This window comes from Paenisporosarcina sp. OV554 (assembly GCF_003058165.1).
GTDB lineage: Bacteria > Bacillota > Bacilli > Bacillales_A > Planococcaceae > Paenisporosarcina.
The window spans coordinates 152,279-169,173 of sequence record NZ_QBUC01000003.1; the positions used below are offsets into that span (position 1 = coordinate 152,279).

The following is a 16,895-nucleotide window of genomic DNA, read 5'->3' on the forward strand; positions in this document are numbered from 1 at the left end:
TATTTAACGACCATGAAGATGAAAGCATTAAGTTTGTCTTGAAACCATAGAAAAATCCTCTTTAGCAAGTAATGACGCTAAAGAGGATTTTTTCATTATTGTTAAAAGCGAAACACATCTGTGTTCATATGCTTTTTGACTTCAATTACACCTTCACCCAGTATAGGAAGTACCGAAGTTATGGTGTAGATTAAAAACATCACAAAAAATGTCAAGGCAATAAAGTTTATAGGCTTGTTCACAATTCCAAGCATACGTAATAGCATCCAATCTATTGTGACTTCCATAAACTCTTGTGCAGAATATTTCATGACATCTCACCCTTCTTTTTACGACCTATTTTCAATCATTTATTTCTATAGACTTATTCTACATGAAAAAAACGTCGAAAAATGTCGAAAATGTTGGGAAAGTTTTCACATTTAGAACCTAATAATCGTGAATATATGAAATAAATTTCTTAATTATGCTTTTGTTTATAGTTCTGCCAACGTATAGTAGGATTAAGATTAGAATTGTAAAATGTAGCAAATTAGGAGACTACGCCCATGAATAATTTTGGACACGTCATCAAACTTGAAAGAATTAGAAGGAACATGAAGCAAATAACACTTGCTCAGGGAGTTTGTACGCCCTCATACCTTAGTAAAATCGAAAATAATTCAATCATTCCAAGCCAAGAAGTTATTGATTTACTTTTAAATAGACTTGAACTATCTATCACCCAAAACAAAAATTTGGATGATGATAGTTATCTTGCACATATACGAGAAATTTATTTCAATGCCATTATGAACAAAGATCGAGAACTCGTAGCTCAGCAGCTAAAGAAAATTAATAATGAACATTATTTGTTTAGTGATTCAAGCAACTATTATACATATCAACTTATGGTTTTAAGACTAACTCTTATCGCACAAAAAACGCGTGATGACACAAGTGAGTTGATTTTGGCTTTATCCGAGCTATCAAGTAATTTTAATGACCACCAGACGTTTTTATTTCACACATGTGTAGGTAATTTCTATTATTTTAAACATGATTATGCATTAGCATTAAAAGCTTTTGAGCAAGCTTATAATGCTCATCAAAACGCATCTGCTTTAGATTGGGAAACTGCAGATTTTTATTATATGCTGAGCTTAATTTACCTCAATCAGCAACGACTAGTAATTTGCATTGAATTTATTCAAAAAGCATTATCTTATTTCAAAGATAATTTCTATTATCACAGAGCAATTGAGTGTTATTTAGTATTGTCCGTCGCTCAAAAGAGATCGTTTAAACTTGACGAAGCTCAAGAAACATTACAATTAGCTAAAAGAATTACAATCCAACTTAATTTAGAAAAACACTTTTTTATGATTTTCCATAATCTTGGGTCCATATTGGCACAACGAGGAGATTGGGAAAAAGCAATTGAGCATTATATAGAAAGTATGACTTTAAGTGATGAAGCTGAAGTGAAATTGATGAGTATCATATCAATTGTTCAAGAGTTTTCAAAACAAGGGAATGCCAATAAAGTAATTGAATGGGCTCAAAAGGGAATACAAATATCGTTAGATGAAGAAAATCCAGACTTGCAACTGTATCACCATCACTTAAATATATATATTTCTAAATACTCTGATTACCTAAACTTTGAACAGATTATATTAAAAGCTATTCAATTCTTTAAAAATACAAATGATTACATTTATATTTATAAATACTATACGTTTTTGGCAGAATATTTTTACGAAAAAAATAAATATAAAAATGCAGCTAAGTATTATTCAGCTGCAAATGAATATTTATTCTTAATTAATAATTATTCCTCGTGGGAAGATTTATAAATGCAAAAGCCTGTAACTAGTTCCCGAGGTCGGGGGAACTAATTACAGGCTTTTCTGTGTATGTCAGAGACATTGGCGAAGATGTCTTTGAACGCAATGATTAACTTGCTGTCGTATAGACTAAACAACCATGTTCATAGTCTATATAATAACTGTCAATTTTTTGTGAAGGACAAAGCGATTCTGCGTTCTTGTGTTTATTCGCAGTACGTTTGTTTACCTTCGAAATTATAAATCCTTCTTCTTTTATGTCTACTAATAATATGTCGCCAACTTTCATTCCATGCTTTAAATCATCCGTTGGAACCACTAATACGTTTGAATCACTAGGAAATTCTAAAAGTACTGCTAAATCATCTTCAAACCGATCCAATTTGTACATTCTCCCTGTAAACATAATGAACAGCTCCCTTTTAAAATGATGTTTTGCTTGAAGAAAGTTATTAATTGCTAAATATTCTTAATAAACGTAGAATTTGAAGAATATTAATTGATTAACTAGTTACAATATAATCATAATTCGTTAAGATAGAATAAGAAAGAAAAACAGGTTGGGAAACTTTTTTCCAAAACACGCGTTTTTTTATAGGTATTCCTATAATGTTTCCCAACCTCGTGTAGTAGATATGACTCAATTACTCTAGTAGTATAAAAGGTGGATATATGAATAATATTGGTTTACTAATCAAAATGGCACGTATCCAACAGAATATGAAGCAAGTTAGTCTAGCCAAAGGTATTTGTTCCACATCCTACTTAAGTAAGATTGAGAATAACCAAACAATACCTAGTGAAGATGTACTACAACTTCTTTTGGAAAGACTGGATTTAGATTATGAAGATCTTTCCACTGAACAAGAATTGAAGTTTTTATCTGAACTTTATTCGCTCTATAGAGAAGCAATTATTGAAAGAAATAAAAGCGAGATATTAGAAAGGCTAACTACATATAATAAAAGAAATTTTCTTTTTGTAGATGAAAGTAACTTTTTTACGTATAATCTCTATTTATTTCGACTATATTTAATTACAGAAGCTGATAATGAAACAGTAAAAAATCTGATGAATGCATTAGAACAAATGCAAGAAAAGTTTAACGATCGCCAAAAGTTTATTTTCAATAATAATTGTGGTTTATATCTTTATTTATTGAACGATTATAAAGTTGCTTTAAATCATTTCGAAATTGCCCTCGAAAGCGTTACAAACTTTCATCTAGATGAATGGGAACTTGCTGACTTTTACCATGCTATTAGTATGGCCTATCTTTCTAATAACCACTTATTAAACACAATTGAATATTCTACTAAGTCATTAAATTATTACAAAGACAATTTAATTTTTGCTAGGGCAATTGATTGTTATATCGTTACCGGTGTTGCACAAATGATGACATCCAAATTTAAGAGTGCCGAAGAATGTTTTTTACTCACAAAGAAATTGGCAAAAGATATTAGATTAAATAAATATGAAGGTATTATTACTCAAAACTTGGGAGCTCTGTATTCTTTACAAGGAAATTGTGATAAAGCAATAGAATATTTCATCGAAAGCCTTGATTATTGGCATGATACAGATGGTGAATTAATAACGATTTACTCTATTGTTAAAGAATATTCTAAGAAAGAAAACATTGAAAAGGTTATTGAATGGTGTGATAAAGGGCTTGCTTCAATTGAAGAGAATTCGTCGGAAAAGCATAAGTCATTTTTCTATCATTTTAGTATATATAAAGTCATAAAAGAAATGGATTTAAACTCTGAACAACTGATTCTCTCTGCAATCCAGCATTTTGAAAGTGTTAAGGATTATCGCTATGCTAACAAATATTCAATTTTGTTGGGTAACATTTATAGTGAAAATAGGAAATATAAAAACTCTGCCTTAATTTATCAAAAAGCTGTTTTTTACCAGTTTCAATTGAAATCTATTAATTCATTGGAGGAATTATAATGAAAAAGAAATTATTGGTTACATTTATCGCAGCGGTAATTATTATTGCATTTAGTCAACAAGGTATTACATTAGCTGAAAATGTGCTTCCAAGAATCACAGGCACACCAACAACTACATTTGTCACATTAAGCAACTAGTCAAAAAGCAGCAACGACTTGATTCAATTCAAGTCGCTGCTGCTTTTTTTATTTAATTTGTCTTTTGGATACTCCATCAGAGAGTGAGTGTTCTATTTGGTTGAGTTTATTTTTACGTTTTTTCATTGAAATGAACATAAAGATTAGTAGGCCAATGATGATCAGAGGAATTATGAAAACTATGATTGTGATAATGACAACACTAAGATTCAATTTGATTCACTCCCTTCCCTCTAATTCTATATATGTATATAATACGCAATTGCTTATGTTTCAGTTTCATGAAATATCAAAATTTAGTTTGGCATACATCAACTATTGCCCATTATGAGTTTCGAGTTAAACTTGTTGTGTTAAAGAGCAACGTAACGCAATTATTTAAATGAACAATATAATAAAAGCCACCTAGTTCATAGTGTGGCTTTTATTATGTCATTTAGTGATTGTTTTACGACTTTCAAAAATATCTCTACTTCTTGAGATGTTGTATGTTGGTTAAAAGAAATACGGACAAATTTTCTTGCCTCGTCACTGGCATAGCCAATTGCACTCATTGCAGACATTGCCTCTCCAAATCCAATTTTACAAGCAGTACCTGTCGAAATGGCGATTTGCTGGCGATTACATTCAAGCATCATCCATTGCCCTTCCACGTGAGGCATAATAAGTCCTAAAATAAACGGGGACTTAGTGTATTTATCACCGACCAATTGGACACCTTTTGGTAAGTTCTCCAACACAAAAGTTTGCAATCGTAGTGCCTGTTGAAAAGCTTCTGCTTGATCAGACAATGCATATTTAGCTGCGATTGTTGCCGAAACAATTGCCGGAACGTCGACCGTGCCTGATCGAAATCCATGCTGATGTGTGGTGCCTTCATAAACAGATTCCCAGTGTACCGAAGGATTTATATAAACGATTCCGACACCTTTTGGTCCCCCGATTTTATGCGCTGAGCACACAATAGATGTTACGCCCAGGTCAGTCACATCTAGAGCAATTTTCCCCAATCCTTGGACGATATCACAATGAAAAGGAACGCCTAAATGCTTGGCATAATTGGCACATTCTTTAACTGGTTGAATGGCACCCATTTCCGAGTTAACTAACTGCATGACAATTAACGCGGTTTGATGATTTACAGCTTGTTCAAATGCTTGGATATCTATAACTCCAAAAATATTAACTGGAATGTAATGAATGCGATATCCCTCTTTTTCTAATTCGTGCATCGTGGTTAATACAGAGGCATGTTCTAACTTTGTCGTTACAATGTCCTTGAACTCCGGAGGTCTTCCTCTTAAAAGTGATCGAATCGTTAGTTGATTTCCTTCTGAAGCATTTGCTGTAAAGTAAATTCCTTCTTCACGTCCATTAAAAAAACGTCCCCACATTTGTCTACACGAAGCAACATAGTCAGCTGCAGTACAACCAGCATCATGCAAACTTTGAGTGTTTCCAAAAGCCGAGGTAGCAGCTTCTATATAAGCGGCCAATGCTTCTTTTCTCATAGGAGAGGTGGCAGCGGAGTCTAAGTAAATCATCATCTCATCACCAAATTCCTTCCAAAAATGATTTTCTTCTTGTAATCACTGTATCTTTATGTCATTAATAGTGTCAAGACACTTGTAAACTTTCAGTAAAGTTGGTGTAAAAAATGTTTGATATATGCATAGTTGGTGGTGGTGTTGCAGGGTTGATGTTAGCTTATTCTCTCCCCTCTTCAATGTCTATTGCCATCCTCACAAAAGAAGATCCGTTGACGAGTAATACTGCGCTAGCTCAAGGCGGGATTGCAGCTTCTTTATCTCCCTTTGACTCACCTTCGACACATGCCGTTGACACGATGCTTGCCACTGCTAATCATGCACATTTAGAACGAGTTGACATCCTCGTTCAAGAAGGGAAAATACTCGTCGAGAAACTGATGTCACAAGGACTCCCTTTTGACATGACTACGAGTGGAGCTCCTAATCTAGGTCAAGAAGCCGCACACACTCATAGAAGAATTTTACATGCAGGTGGAGATCAAACCGGAAAGATGCTGATGCAATATCTGCTTAAACATACTCAAGAAAAAGTAACTCGTCTCCCTTTTCATACCGTCTTACAATTACAACTCCAAGAAGGTCGTTGTACAGGGGTAATAGTAGGTGACGAACACGGGAGAAGACATGAAATACAAGCGCGACATATTGTACTAGCGACAGGAGGAATTGGTCAACTTTACAGTCAAACATCCAATTCATCTGTTGCAACTGGCGACGGGTTATCGCTTGCCTATCATGCTGGGGCCGTTTTAGAAGATTTAGAATTTGTTCAATTCCACCCCACTATTTTTACGTTAAAGGGAAAATCTTGTGGTCTTATTTCCGAGGCTGTAAGAGGTGAAGGTGCTTTTCTAGTTAATCAAGACGGGGTACGTGTGATGAAAGACGTTCACCCTTTACTCGAGCTAGCACCAAGAGATATTGTAGCCCGTGTTATTGAGTGGCACTGGCAAAAGAATGATCCGGTATTTTTAGATGCACGACATATTTACCGATTTGATCAAAAGTTTCCATCTATTTTCGCAAATTGCTTAAGTCATGGCCTAAACCCTCTTCATGAATTATTACCAGTACGCCCAGGTACCCACTTTCATATGGGCGGCGTAAAAACGAATGATGTCGGGGAAACTTCTGTTTCACAATTGTATGCGATCGGTGAAATCGCTTCAACTGGTGTCCACGGCGCCAATCGTTTAGCCAGTAATTCATTATTAGAAGGTCTTGTCTTCGCACAAAGATTGGCTAAAAGAATAGAAGGAACAGTGATTCGTCAAGTAAACAAACATTCCATAAGGATTAATTCGAAGTTGTTGAATCAGCACAAATTCACTGAAATGGAACTGCGGATGACCGAGCAAGTTGGGATTATAAGGTCTGAAAAGGGATTAAATGCATTCGTTAACGATTTCCCTCTTTATCCTTTAAATCTTGCTGAATATACGAATCAGGAAATACCATTTATCCATCGTTATACCGCAAGCAGTTTGATTGCAAAATCCGCTTTGCTTCGAACTGAAAGCAGAGGTGGTCACTATCGTCATGATTACCCGACCTCTTCAGATGAATGGACAGGAAAAGTAATTGAACAATCCATCCAAGGGGTGTCGATTGGGACGCGCAAAATTGAACGTAAGGAGACTGTCAAATGAACCGGTTGAAAGTAGAAGAAGCATTAAAACATTTCTTGATTGAAGATATAGGCGATCGTGACGTGTCTTCAGTCATATTCAGAGAAACGGATATTGGAGAAGCAATTGTCCGGTTTAAAGAAGATGGAGTAATTGCCGGTTTGCACTGTTTTAAATGGGGTTACGGCTTACTAGATGAAGGCGTGAAAGTTGAATTATTAAAGTCAGATGGTGATTACGTAAAGTCTGGTGAAGCTATAGTTCGTTTAACTGGTCCTGTAGCGTCATTACTTTCAGGCGAGCGTGTGTTGTTGAATTTGGTTCAACGTATGAGTGCTATAGCGACATTAACAGCACAATGCGTTGAGACTTTAGGTTCTTCCCGAACTCGTATTGTAGATACACGTAAAACAACACCTGGTCTTCGAATGTTCGAAAAATATGCGGTTCGGGCAGGTGGAGGTTTCAACCATCGTATCGGCCTATACGACGCTGTCATGCTAAAAGATAATCATATTGCTGCGGCAGGTTCCATCACGAAGGCTGTAGATAGAGTTCGTGCTTCGCTAGGTCATATGGTGATGATCGAAGTCGAAGTCGAAACGGAACAACAATTACAAGAAGCAATTGCGGCTCAACCACATGTCATTATGTTTGATAACCAGACACCAGAAACAATGACACGTTGGGTAAAACTAGTCCCTTCATCTATTCGAACTGAAGCCTCAGGGGGAATAGATTTAAACAAATTGGCAGCATATCGAAACACAGGAGTCGATGTTATTTCCATTGGTGCATTAACACATAGTGTATCAAATATAGATATCAGTATGAATTTGTCAGTTTCGAGTAAGGAGGCTGTATTCGTTTGACGTCTTTACTAGAAGAATTACAATTAGCTGATGCGATGCCGACTCACTATTTAAACGCATCTACAGAAGAACTTCATAACCGAGCGCTACACGCAAAAAATCTCCTCGGTGATCGATTATATATTCTGGGACACCATTATCAAAAAGATGAAGTGATTACTTATGCAGATGTTACAGGCGACTCTTTACAACTGTCTCAAATCGCGTCAAAACAAACGGCAGACTACATTATTTTTTGTGGCGTTCATTTCATGGCAGAAACTGCAGATATATTATCCACAGTCAAACAAGCAGTCATTCTTCCTGATATGCGTGCAGGTTGTTCGATGGCCGATATGGCGAATATTGATCAAACCGAACGTGCTTGGATCGAATTACAAAAAGACTTTGGAGACACAATCGTCCCGTTAACTTATGTCAATTCGACCGCAGCCATTAAAGCATTTGTCGGCCGCAATGGTGGTGCAACCGTAACTTCTTCCAACGCGCAAGGAATGGTGGAATGGGCATTGACACAAAAACAACGAATGCTATTTTTACCAGATCAACATTTAGGTCGGAATACAGCGGTTAAACTTGGTATTCCCTTAGAACAAATGGCTATTTGGGACCCAATAAAACAAAAGTTAGAACACCAATGTGCTCTTGAAGATGTCCGTGTAATCTTGTGGAAAGGTCATTGTTCTGTACACATGAATTTCTTGCCAAAACATGTCGCGAATTTACGTGACAAAGAACCGGACCGCCAAATTCTCGTTCATCCTGAATGCACGTATGAAGTCGTAAATGCATCTGATTTTGCAGGCTCAACTAAATACATTATCGATATGATTGCCGCATCAGAAGTTGGTTCTAAATGGGCTATAGGTACAGAAATGAATTTAGTAAACCGACTAATCTCAACTTATCCTGATCGTGATATAGTATCCTTGAACCCTTTTATGTGTCCTTGTTTAACGATGAACCGAATTGACTTGCCACATTTAACGTGGGCACTAGAAGAACTTGTTGAAGGTCGGATTATCAATCAAATTATGGTAGATGACAAAACTTCCGAAGAAGCGAAAATGGCTTTGGAGAAAATGTTATAAGTGAAAAACCATTCCGCATTTGCATTTGTGGAGTGGTTTTTTCATGTGGAATTTCAAGGTAAATTCGCGGTAGCTATAAAAAGAAATTGGATACTTGCAAAGAAATCCCCAAGGTACAGTGAGTACTAATATAGAAAGTGATATCTTTGCAATAAAAAACCAGACACTTAAATGTGTCTGGTAATCTATTATTTAGTTAGTGCTAAATCTTTTAACGAGCGACGTAAAATTTTGCCAGTCGTGTTCTTTGGTAATTCAGTTAAAAACTCGAAGTTGCGAGGTACTTTGTATTTCGCTAAATGTTCGGCGCAATATGCACTTAAAGTTTCAGCATCAATGCTCCCATCTTTTACTACTACATACGCATGAATTGCCTCGCCGAAGTTTGCATCTGGCATCCCAATTACAGCAGCCTCAACTATATCTGGATGTGCAAATAATACTTCCTCTATTTCACGAGGGTAAACATTGTAGCCGCCAACTATTACTAAATCTTTTTTACGATCCACTATATAGAAATAACCATCTTCATCGATTTTTGCTAAATCCCCTGTATATAACCAGCCATTGCGAATTGTTGCAGCTGTTTCTTCTGGCATTTTGTAGTAGCCTTTCATCACGTTTGGACCACGTACAATTAGCTCACCCACTTCCCCGATTTGAACATCTTCGCCTAATTCATTTACTATGCGGTTTTCTACATTAAGAATTGACGTTCCAATAGATCCAGCTTTACGTTCCCGATCGAGTGGGTTGAACAATGTAACGGGTGAAGCTTCAGATAGACCATATCCTTCTGAAACTCGCACTTTAAACTTGTTTTCAAAGTTATGTAGCAACGCTACTGGTAAAGAAGACCCTCCTGAAATTGCCAAACGTATCGTTGAAAAATCAGCAACATTCGCTTGCGGAGATTGATATAAGAAATTATACATTGTAGGAACCCCTGCAAAGACAGTAGCTTGTTGATTTTTTGCTATGTCAAAGACATCTTGTGGGCTAAAGCGTGGTACAAGTAAAATCGTTGCTCCTTTTAAAAGTGGTGCATTTACAACAACAGTTAATGCAAAGACATGAAATACTGGCAAGGTTGCTAACACTTTATCTGAATCAGAAAACCCTAAATAATCAGCAGTATCACGCGCATTTGAGAATAAATTCTCATGTGTTAAGATTGCTCCTTTTGGACGGCCTGTTGTTCCAGATGTATACAAGATGATTGCATTGTCATCTGGTGAAATATCGACTGGCAATACGTCTGGTGAAGATGATTTAATTAACTGTGTAAACGGTTTCACTTTTTCGCGAATGCCCTCAGGAAGAGAAGCTATCTTTTCTCCTGCATCTGGAGTTGTTTCACAAATGACATAAGTTAATACAGATGAGAATGCTCCTGCAACTTTTTCAATCAATGGCAATAACATATCAATCGCAATGACGGCTTTAGCATCACTGTTTTGAAGAATATAAGAAATCTCATCAGGTGTATAAATTGGGTTGATCGGAATTGCCGTTGCCCCTAAACGCATAGTTGCGTAAAGTGAAATTAAAAAATGTGGAGTATTACCTAGTAATAAAGCAACATGATCGCCTTTTTCCACACCTAATTCACGTAAGGCTGAAGCGAAGCGTGCAATTGATTGATCAAAATCAGCATAAGACGTATCGCTACCCATAAAATGAAAAGCTGTTTTATTCGGTTGTTCTAAAGCAGTTTCACGAACACAAGACACTAAATTCATATGTACTTCCCCTTCGCATTGAATGAATACTCATTCATTATTCAATGTCTTCATTATATAAGAAATGTTCTGACAATACAAGAAGCACCGTGAAATTCCACGATGCTCCTGCGGTTACTCGTCGCAGATAGGATTGCTCCTGCGGTTACTCGTCGCAGATTTCTTACGATGCTCGGACATGTGAAATATAGCGCCAGCGGATTAAGAAGTAATACACAACTTGAATGAGGGTAAATCCTATTAATACTAAAATCATCTCACTTAAAATAGAAACTTCAGCTAAATTTCTCCAAATTACTTGCAGTGACAAGAATGAAAACGCACTATGCAACATAGCAATTCCCCATGGCAAGAAAAACTGTGGGATGAGTTGACGATTGACTATTTTAATTAATTCTTGATCGGTTAATCCCATTCGTTTTAATAAATCAAATTGCCGTTTATCTCTTTCTAAACCAGTGTACAATTTGAAGTATACAAAACTACCCGCGGCTAATAGTAAGACGGCTGCAACCATTAACCCAGTAAATAACAACAAGGAAAACGTTGCTCGGATAACCGAGTAGTTCAAGCCAGGGTTTTCAAAATAAAACGGCAGATTGGTAAACCCATCATCATCAATTGCATCTGTCACTTGCGATTCAATATCTAATCCAATTGATTTTGTCCGTTCCCATTCTGCTACGTGGAAAGCAAAGAATTTATAGGAAGAATCCTGTTTTCTTTTCCCACTAAACGGTTCGACTATTAGTTGATAATCTTCGTCGCTGACAGCAATAATATTCGAACCAATAATCATAGAAGGAAACAACATTTGTGGGTATACACCGCGTATTTGAATTGGGACATTACTTTCTTCAAGTACTGTTTGAATTTCTCTATTGGTTAAACTATCGACCGATTCCTCTGAATACGGTATAAACATTGCCTCTCCTGTATCTAACTCAATAAGAGGTGATCCAAGTGCGATTGCCAAACTGTTCACATCGGACTCTCTCAAAATATCCACTGAATTCTGTGAAAAAGAAGATGTTTGTTGTTTTATTAAAAATGGCACAAGTGTATAGGACAATCCTTGCTCTTCTAATTCTTTTCGTAAGGTAGTAATATGGTCTGATTCGTATGGATTCGTCATTTCACTTGTATAAATGAGTGACAGTGGATTTAACTGACGAAATTGCCCAGTATAAGATGATAAAGATGTTAGGGTTCCTACAGAAAGAAATGCAACGGTTGAAACAATCGTAACGATAAAATACATTCGTGCATTCTCACGCAGTTTCACAGCAACTTCCGAAACAGCAATCAAACGATAGGGTCGCCAATAGAGTGACTTTCTTTTTCTGATTTGGTGAAGCAAAAAGAGTACGCTGTGGGTAAAGAAAAAGTATGTCCCTAGTGCCGCAAGAGGCGGTAAGACAATGGCAAATGCCAACACGACATTCTTCGAAGTAAAAGCGGCTGCCCCGTATACAAATAACAACATGCCTATCCCAAGATATGCTTTTACCGTTGAATAATTTTGCAGTTCATCTGTTTTCCAATATCCACGAATCAGTTCAATAATTTTTTGTTCACGAATAAACACCACGCTTGTCATCGCTATAATGATGAAAAGGCTAAAAAAGGCGCCTATTGTCAACGCAAACGGTTTATAAGATACATATAAAGGTAAGCTATCTAATTGCAATAATTCACGAACAATCATAAAGAAGAATTTAGAGAAGGCATATCCAAAAAAGATACCTATTGCAATGGATACCGCACCAATCAACATTGACTCAAGAAAAATCAACCGGTTTAATTGTTTCTTTTCCATACCAATTTGAAGAAGTAACCCAAATTCTTTTGAACGTGCTTGCAAAAAAGCGCTCATTGAATAAAACAAGAAAAATAAAGTGAAGATATATAAAATGATTTCCGCAACAATCATCCCGGATGCTGCAAATTCTCTTAAAAACTCGTCTTCAATTTTCGGGTGAAACAATAACATCGAGTACATGAAAAATACCATGACTGAGAAAATACTCGCCATGAAAAAGGCTGCATATATCCGTCTGTTTCGAATGACATTACGGTAAGCGAATTGTCGAAAGGTCATTGACATTGCCTCCAAGTAAAGACAATACATTCAAAATGCGTTGGAAAAAGGTTTGTCTTCGTTCATCACTATAAATTTCATTAAAAAACTCGCCATCTTTTATAAAAATCACACGATCGCAATAGCTTGCCGCAATTGGATCGTGAGTGACCATAAGAATGGTAGTTCTTTGATCTTGATTTACTTTTGAAAGTAGCTCTAGTACATCACGAGATGCCTTGGAATCCAAATTCCCCGTAGGCTCATCTGCTAAAATGAAGTTCGGTTTGTGGATAAGTGCGCGGCCAATTGCTGTACGTTGTGATTGTCCACCTGAAATTTCATTTGGACGTTTTTCAAGAATTTGATTCAAGTCTAATTTCTTAGCAAATTCCTTGATTCTACTTTTCATTTCATCTATAGGAATGCCATCTAATGTTAAGGGGAGCACCAAATTTTCTTCTACTGTTAGCATTTGCAATAAATTAAAGTCTTGAAAGACAAAACCGAGCTGCCTCCGACGAAAAAGAGCCAACTCGGTTTTAGTCATTTCTTCGGGACGCTGCCCATCAATTGTAATAGTACCGGAAGTGGCAGAATCAATAGTTGAAATCAGATTGAGTAGTGTCGTCTTGCCGCTTCCTGAAGGCCCCATCACTGCGACAAACTCTCCTTTATTAACTTCAAAACTTAGTTGGTTGATTGCACGGTGTGTCACTTTTCCCTCGTACACTTTGGTCACTTCATCCATTTTCAATATGGTCATCTTGGTCATCTTCCGTTACACCCCTCTCTATTCCTTCTTGATGTTGAAACAGTACTGAAACAACAGTTCCTTTTCCTCGTTCAGAAGTTATGCGCAGTTTATGACCTAGTTTCCCACAAATTTCATTGGCTAAATACAAACCCATTCCTGTACTTTCACCTGTCTTTCTTCCATTCTCACCTGTAAAGAAAGCTTTCATGACTCGTGGAAGATCAATTGATGGAATTCCGATGCCTTCATCTTGGACTTTCAGCAAAACTTGACCCTGTTGACAGGTTGCCTGAATATATACTTTCTTGCCTTCTTCAAATGTGTATTTTACTGCATTTGTAATGAACTGGCCGATGACAAATCTCATCCACTTTGCATCTGTAGGAATGATGAATTTTTCATCGATTGAAATGACGGGATACACATGATGTGTAATAAATAAGCGTTTATTCTCAGACACTACTTCTGATACCAATGTTTTTAATTGAACTTGTTCTATTTGCATATCTTGTTCAAATGTATCGATCCGAGCATTGATTAAAACAGAATCGAGTCCTCTTTTTAATCGATCGATTTCTTCTTGCATACTTTTTTTATCAAAGTCACCATCTTCTTGTAGAAGCAATTCTGCGACTGATACTGGTGTCTTCATTTGATGTACCCATTGATTCATAAATTGTAAATGACGATTTTGATTAGCGTACAAGGCTTCTACTTCTTTTTGATATAAACGGTATAACCCATGTAGATAAGTTTCAACTTGTTGTTGTTCCGGAGATTTTCCATCACGTTGCAAAGCAGCTTCCATTTGTTTAGGCTGTGACAATAATTTGTGGTAAAAGCTATAGCGCTTCACATACCTTCCCAGAAGGAAAGATAATATTAATAACGTACTAATGACCACAGAATAAATCGCGGTATCGATATTTCGGAAACCATCCAACCAATATAAGGACATAATGAAGAGCACCATAATCAGTTGGAAAATTACATACGCGACATGTTCTTTAACAAACAAACGAAAATTCATCATGACTCCTCCGCACTTAATACAAAACGATAGCCTGCTCCTCGCACAGTTTCAATCGTCGAAGTTATTCCATAGTCTTGTAACTTTTTACGAACACGAGTCATATTAACGTTTAAAGTATTTTCATCTACAAAAGCTTGATCATCCCATAATTCTTCGAGCAATTGCTCACGAGTTACCACTTTGGGTGACTGGCTAATCAATAACTCCAATATGGTACATTCTCGCTTTTGCAGAGGAATTTCAAGAGAAGAAAAATGAAGTTCCATACGTTCTAAATATAAACATAGTTTGCCAAGTTTAATGGTACGTTCTTCTTGTTTCATTGCATACTCACCGTATGTTCTTCGTAAATGACTTCTTATTTTGGCTAAGACGATTTCATAGTGGAAAGGTTTCGTTATGAAATCATCTCCTCCATTTTCTAATCCGAATACTTGGTCCATATCCCCTGACCTTGCTGAAATAAATAGGATTGGACAAGTCGTTTTTGTACGGAATTGACGGCACCAGTAGTATCCATCATAAGAAGGTAAATTAATATCGAGCAAAATGAGGTGTGGATCAAACGCTTCAAATTCTTCTAATATCAGATCGAAATCTTGAACTGTTTTCACTTCATAATGATATTTACGTAAGGTATCGGCAAGTAGTGAGGCGATTTTACGATCATCTTCAACAATATAAATTCGATGTGTCGACATCATGGCTTCACCCTTTACTCTTTTTCTTAATTGTACTTAAGAAAAGCCCAAAGTGCTACTCTTGCTAGAATTTGAAGACGGAAAGAGTGAATTTAACAGTGAAGTTGCTACAGGTTGACAGTTTGTCATTCCGAGTTGACGCTTTACCGTTCCAGGTTGTACAAAATACTATTTAGACGAATAAATGAAAAATAGCCTGACCGAAGTCAGGCTACACAAGGCTAATCAATAAATTAATTGAAGGAATTGTTCTTTAGTAATACCACCTAAATAAGTGGTGATTTCAAAATCCCCTATTGCGTCGGAAATAGCTGCTTTGTCATAAGACACACCAATCAAACGACTTTCGATGTCAGCTACGTCACCCACTCCAAAGAAATCGCCGTAAATATGTGCGTCTTCAATCAGTCCATTTTTAACTTGTAGACGCACATCGATTCCTCCAGTAGGGAAACGTTCAGAATGAGACATATTAAAAGCTGGAGATTTTCCATAATTCCAATCCCAGTTACCATAACGCTCTTTTGATAATTCTTTAATATTTGTCCAGTCCTCTTCAGTTAACACCATTTCTTTGACGTTCTCTTCGCTACCAAAAATCGAATGTAGTAGTGTTAATCGGAATTCTTCAATCGTTGTTTTCTGTTCCAAAAACTCAGTGATATTTGCTACACGGCTACGAATTGATTTTATTCCTTTTGATTCGATTTTATCTTTTCGTACTTTAAGTGCTGAAACAACTGCATCAATTTCTGTATCAAACATCAATGTTCCATGACTAAACATGCGACCTTTTGTAGTGAATTGTGCATTTCCTGAAATTTTACGTCCTTCCGCTAAAATATCATTGCGTCCAGATAGTTCTGCGTCAACGCCCATGTCTTTCAATGCATCGACAATCGGTTGTGTAAACTTTTTAAAGTTACGGAAGCTATCACCATCATCTTTAGTAAGGAAGCTAAAATTCAAGTTTCCAAGATCATGGTATACAGCTCCTCCACCTGATAAACGACGAATGACGTGAATTCCATTGATGTCCACAAAGTCCGTATTTATTTCTTCTATAGTGTTTTGGTTTTTGCCGATAATAATGGCTGGTTCATTGATATAGAACAGAAAAAAAGAATCTTTATCAACATCCATTGTTTTCAACGCATATTCTTCAATCGCTAAATTAATGCGAGGATCTGTAATTCCTTTGTTATCAATAAAATACATAAAGTATCGCTCCTTTTAAACGTGCTACATACACTATAAAGGAAAATTTACTTTTTGTGTTGACAAATGTTCAACTGTTATAATACACTACTATAAAGAGTAACAGTACTAGTACAGTATTAAAAAGGAGGTTAAGGGCATGATTGAAAACGTAATCGAATTCTTCAAAAATCTTCCACCCAAAAAATGCACGCAATGTGGAGATAAAATTGAAGAACAACATGAATGCTATGGTAACACTTGCGACAAATGTAATCACTTATAAGAAAAGCGTAAAACGCCACTCAAGATC

General features: G+C 36.4%; 16 protein-coding genes. 7 read left to right on the plus strand and 9 right to left on the minus strand.

Annotated features, from left to right (window positions below):
• Window positions 1-101: 101 nt before the first annotated feature.
• Window positions 102-311 carry a hypothetical protein gene (locus C8K15_RS04355; RefSeq protein WP_108585211.1) on the minus strand — a complete coding sequence of 70 codons (210 nt, stop codon included), beginning with the start codon at window positions 309-311 and terminating at the stop codon, window positions 102-104.
• Between the two features lie 237 nt (window positions 312-548).
• Here C8K15_RS04355 and C8K15_RS04360 point away from each other — a divergent pair, with 237 nt between their 5' ends.
• Window positions 549-1,838, plus strand: coding sequence for a helix-turn-helix domain-containing protein (locus C8K15_RS04360; protein ID WP_108585212.1), 1,290 nt, complete (start codon window positions 549-551; stop codon window positions 1,836-1,838).
• 100 nt (window positions 1,839-1,938) lie between these two features.
• Here C8K15_RS04360 and C8K15_RS04365 read toward each other — a convergent pair whose 3' ends face one another.
• The gene (locus C8K15_RS04365; protein ID WP_108585213.1) at window positions 1,939-2,235 is read right to left on the minus strand and encodes a DUF3006 domain-containing protein; all 297 of its coding nucleotides are present in this window, start codon (window positions 2,233-2,235) and stop codon (window positions 1,939-1,941) included.
• Window positions 2,236-2,501: 266 nt separating this feature from the next.
• On the opposite strand from C8K15_RS04365, the gene C8K15_RS04370 reads away from it, so the two are divergent.
• Window positions 2,502-3,791 (plus strand): helix-turn-helix domain-containing protein, encoded by a 1,290-nt coding sequence (locus tag C8K15_RS04370; protein ID WP_108585214.1) that lies wholly within the window; start codon window positions 2,502-2,504, stop codon window positions 3,789-3,791.
• Complete coding sequence (locus tag C8K15_RS20200) at window positions 3,791-3,931, plus strand: hypothetical protein (RefSeq protein WP_158268254.1); 141 nt, start codon at window positions 3,791-3,793, stop codon at window positions 3,929-3,931. The genes C8K15_RS04370 and C8K15_RS20200 overlap by 1 nt, the downstream gene beginning before the upstream one ends.
• 410 nt (window positions 3,932-4,341) lie before the next feature.
• Here the strand turns inward: C8K15_RS20200 and C8K15_RS04375 are convergent, their stop codons facing one another.
• Window positions 4,342-5,478 (minus strand): IscS subfamily cysteine desulfurase, encoded by a 1,137-nt coding sequence (locus C8K15_RS04375; RefSeq protein WP_369973704.1) that lies wholly within the window; start codon window positions 5,476-5,478, stop codon window positions 4,342-4,344.
• A 110-nt stretch (window positions 5,479-5,588) separates the two neighbouring features.
• Here C8K15_RS04375 and nadB point away from each other — a divergent pair, with 110 nt between their 5' ends.
• Genes nadB through nadA form a run of 3 tightly spaced genes read left to right on the plus strand, consistent with a single transcriptional unit; the run spans window position 5,589 to window position 9,072 of the window.
• Window positions 5,589-7,130: an L-aspartate oxidase gene (nadB, locus tag C8K15_RS04380; protein ID WP_108585216.1), complete on the plus strand. Its 1,542-nt coding sequence runs from the start codon at window positions 5,589-5,591 to the stop codon at window positions 7,128-7,130.
• Window positions 7,127-7,981 (plus strand): carboxylating nicotinate-nucleotide diphosphorylase, encoded by an 855-nt coding sequence (gene nadC / locus C8K15_RS04385; RefSeq protein ID WP_108585217.1) that lies wholly within the window; start codon window positions 7,127-7,129, stop codon window positions 7,979-7,981. The genes nadB and nadC overlap by 4 nt, the downstream gene beginning before the upstream one ends.
• Window positions 7,978-9,072 carry a quinolinate synthase NadA gene (nadA, locus tag C8K15_RS04390; RefSeq protein ID WP_108585218.1) on the plus strand — a complete coding sequence of 365 codons (1,095 nt, stop codon included), beginning with the start codon at window positions 7,978-7,980 and terminating at the stop codon, window positions 9,070-9,072. Before nadC ends, nadA begins: the two co-directional genes overlap by 4 nt.
• Before the next feature lie 188 nt (window positions 9,073-9,260).
• Here nadA and C8K15_RS04395 read toward each other — a convergent pair whose 3' ends face one another.
• From C8K15_RS04395 to lplA, 6 genes are all read right to left on the minus strand, one after another.
• Window positions 9,261-10,814, minus strand: a complete 1,554-nt coding sequence (locus C8K15_RS04395) for a fatty acid--CoA ligase family protein (protein WP_108585219.1) — start codon at window positions 10,812-10,814, stop codon at window positions 9,261-9,263.
• Window positions 10,815-10,977: 163 nt separating this feature from the next.
• Window positions 10,978-12,915 carry an FtsX-like permease family protein gene (locus C8K15_RS04400; RefSeq protein ID WP_108585220.1) on the minus strand — a complete coding sequence of 646 codons (1,938 nt, stop codon included), beginning with the start codon at window positions 12,913-12,915 and terminating at the stop codon, window positions 10,978-10,980.
• Window positions 12,887-13,660, minus strand: a complete 774-nt coding sequence (locus C8K15_RS04405) for an ABC transporter ATP-binding protein (protein ID WP_108585283.1) — start codon at window positions 13,658-13,660, stop codon at window positions 12,887-12,889. Before C8K15_RS04405 ends, C8K15_RS04400 begins: the two co-directional genes overlap by 29 nt.
• Window positions 13,638-14,681, minus strand: coding sequence for a sensor histidine kinase (locus C8K15_RS04410; RefSeq protein WP_108585221.1), 1,044 nt, complete (start codon window positions 14,679-14,681; stop codon window positions 13,638-13,640). Before C8K15_RS04410 ends, C8K15_RS04405 begins: the two co-directional genes overlap by 23 nt.
• Complete coding sequence (locus tag C8K15_RS04415) at window positions 14,681-15,385, minus strand: response regulator transcription factor (RefSeq protein WP_108585222.1); 705 nt, start codon at window positions 15,383-15,385, stop codon at window positions 14,681-14,683. The genes C8K15_RS04410 and C8K15_RS04415 overlap by 1 nt, the downstream gene beginning before the upstream one ends.
• Window positions 15,386-15,610: 225 nt before the next feature.
• Complete coding sequence (gene lplA, locus C8K15_RS04420; protein ID WP_108585223.1) at window positions 15,611-16,603, minus strand: lipoate--protein ligase; 993 nt, start codon at window positions 16,601-16,603, stop codon at window positions 15,611-15,613.
• A gap of 139 nt (window positions 16,604-16,742) precedes the next feature.
• Between lplA and yhfH the strand changes: the two genes are divergently transcribed.
• Complete coding sequence (gene yhfH / locus C8K15_RS04425; RefSeq protein WP_108585224.1) at window positions 16,743-16,868, plus strand: protein YhfH; 126 nt, start codon at window positions 16,743-16,745, stop codon at window positions 16,866-16,868.
• The last annotated feature ends 27 nt before the right edge of the window (window positions 16,869-16,895 follow it).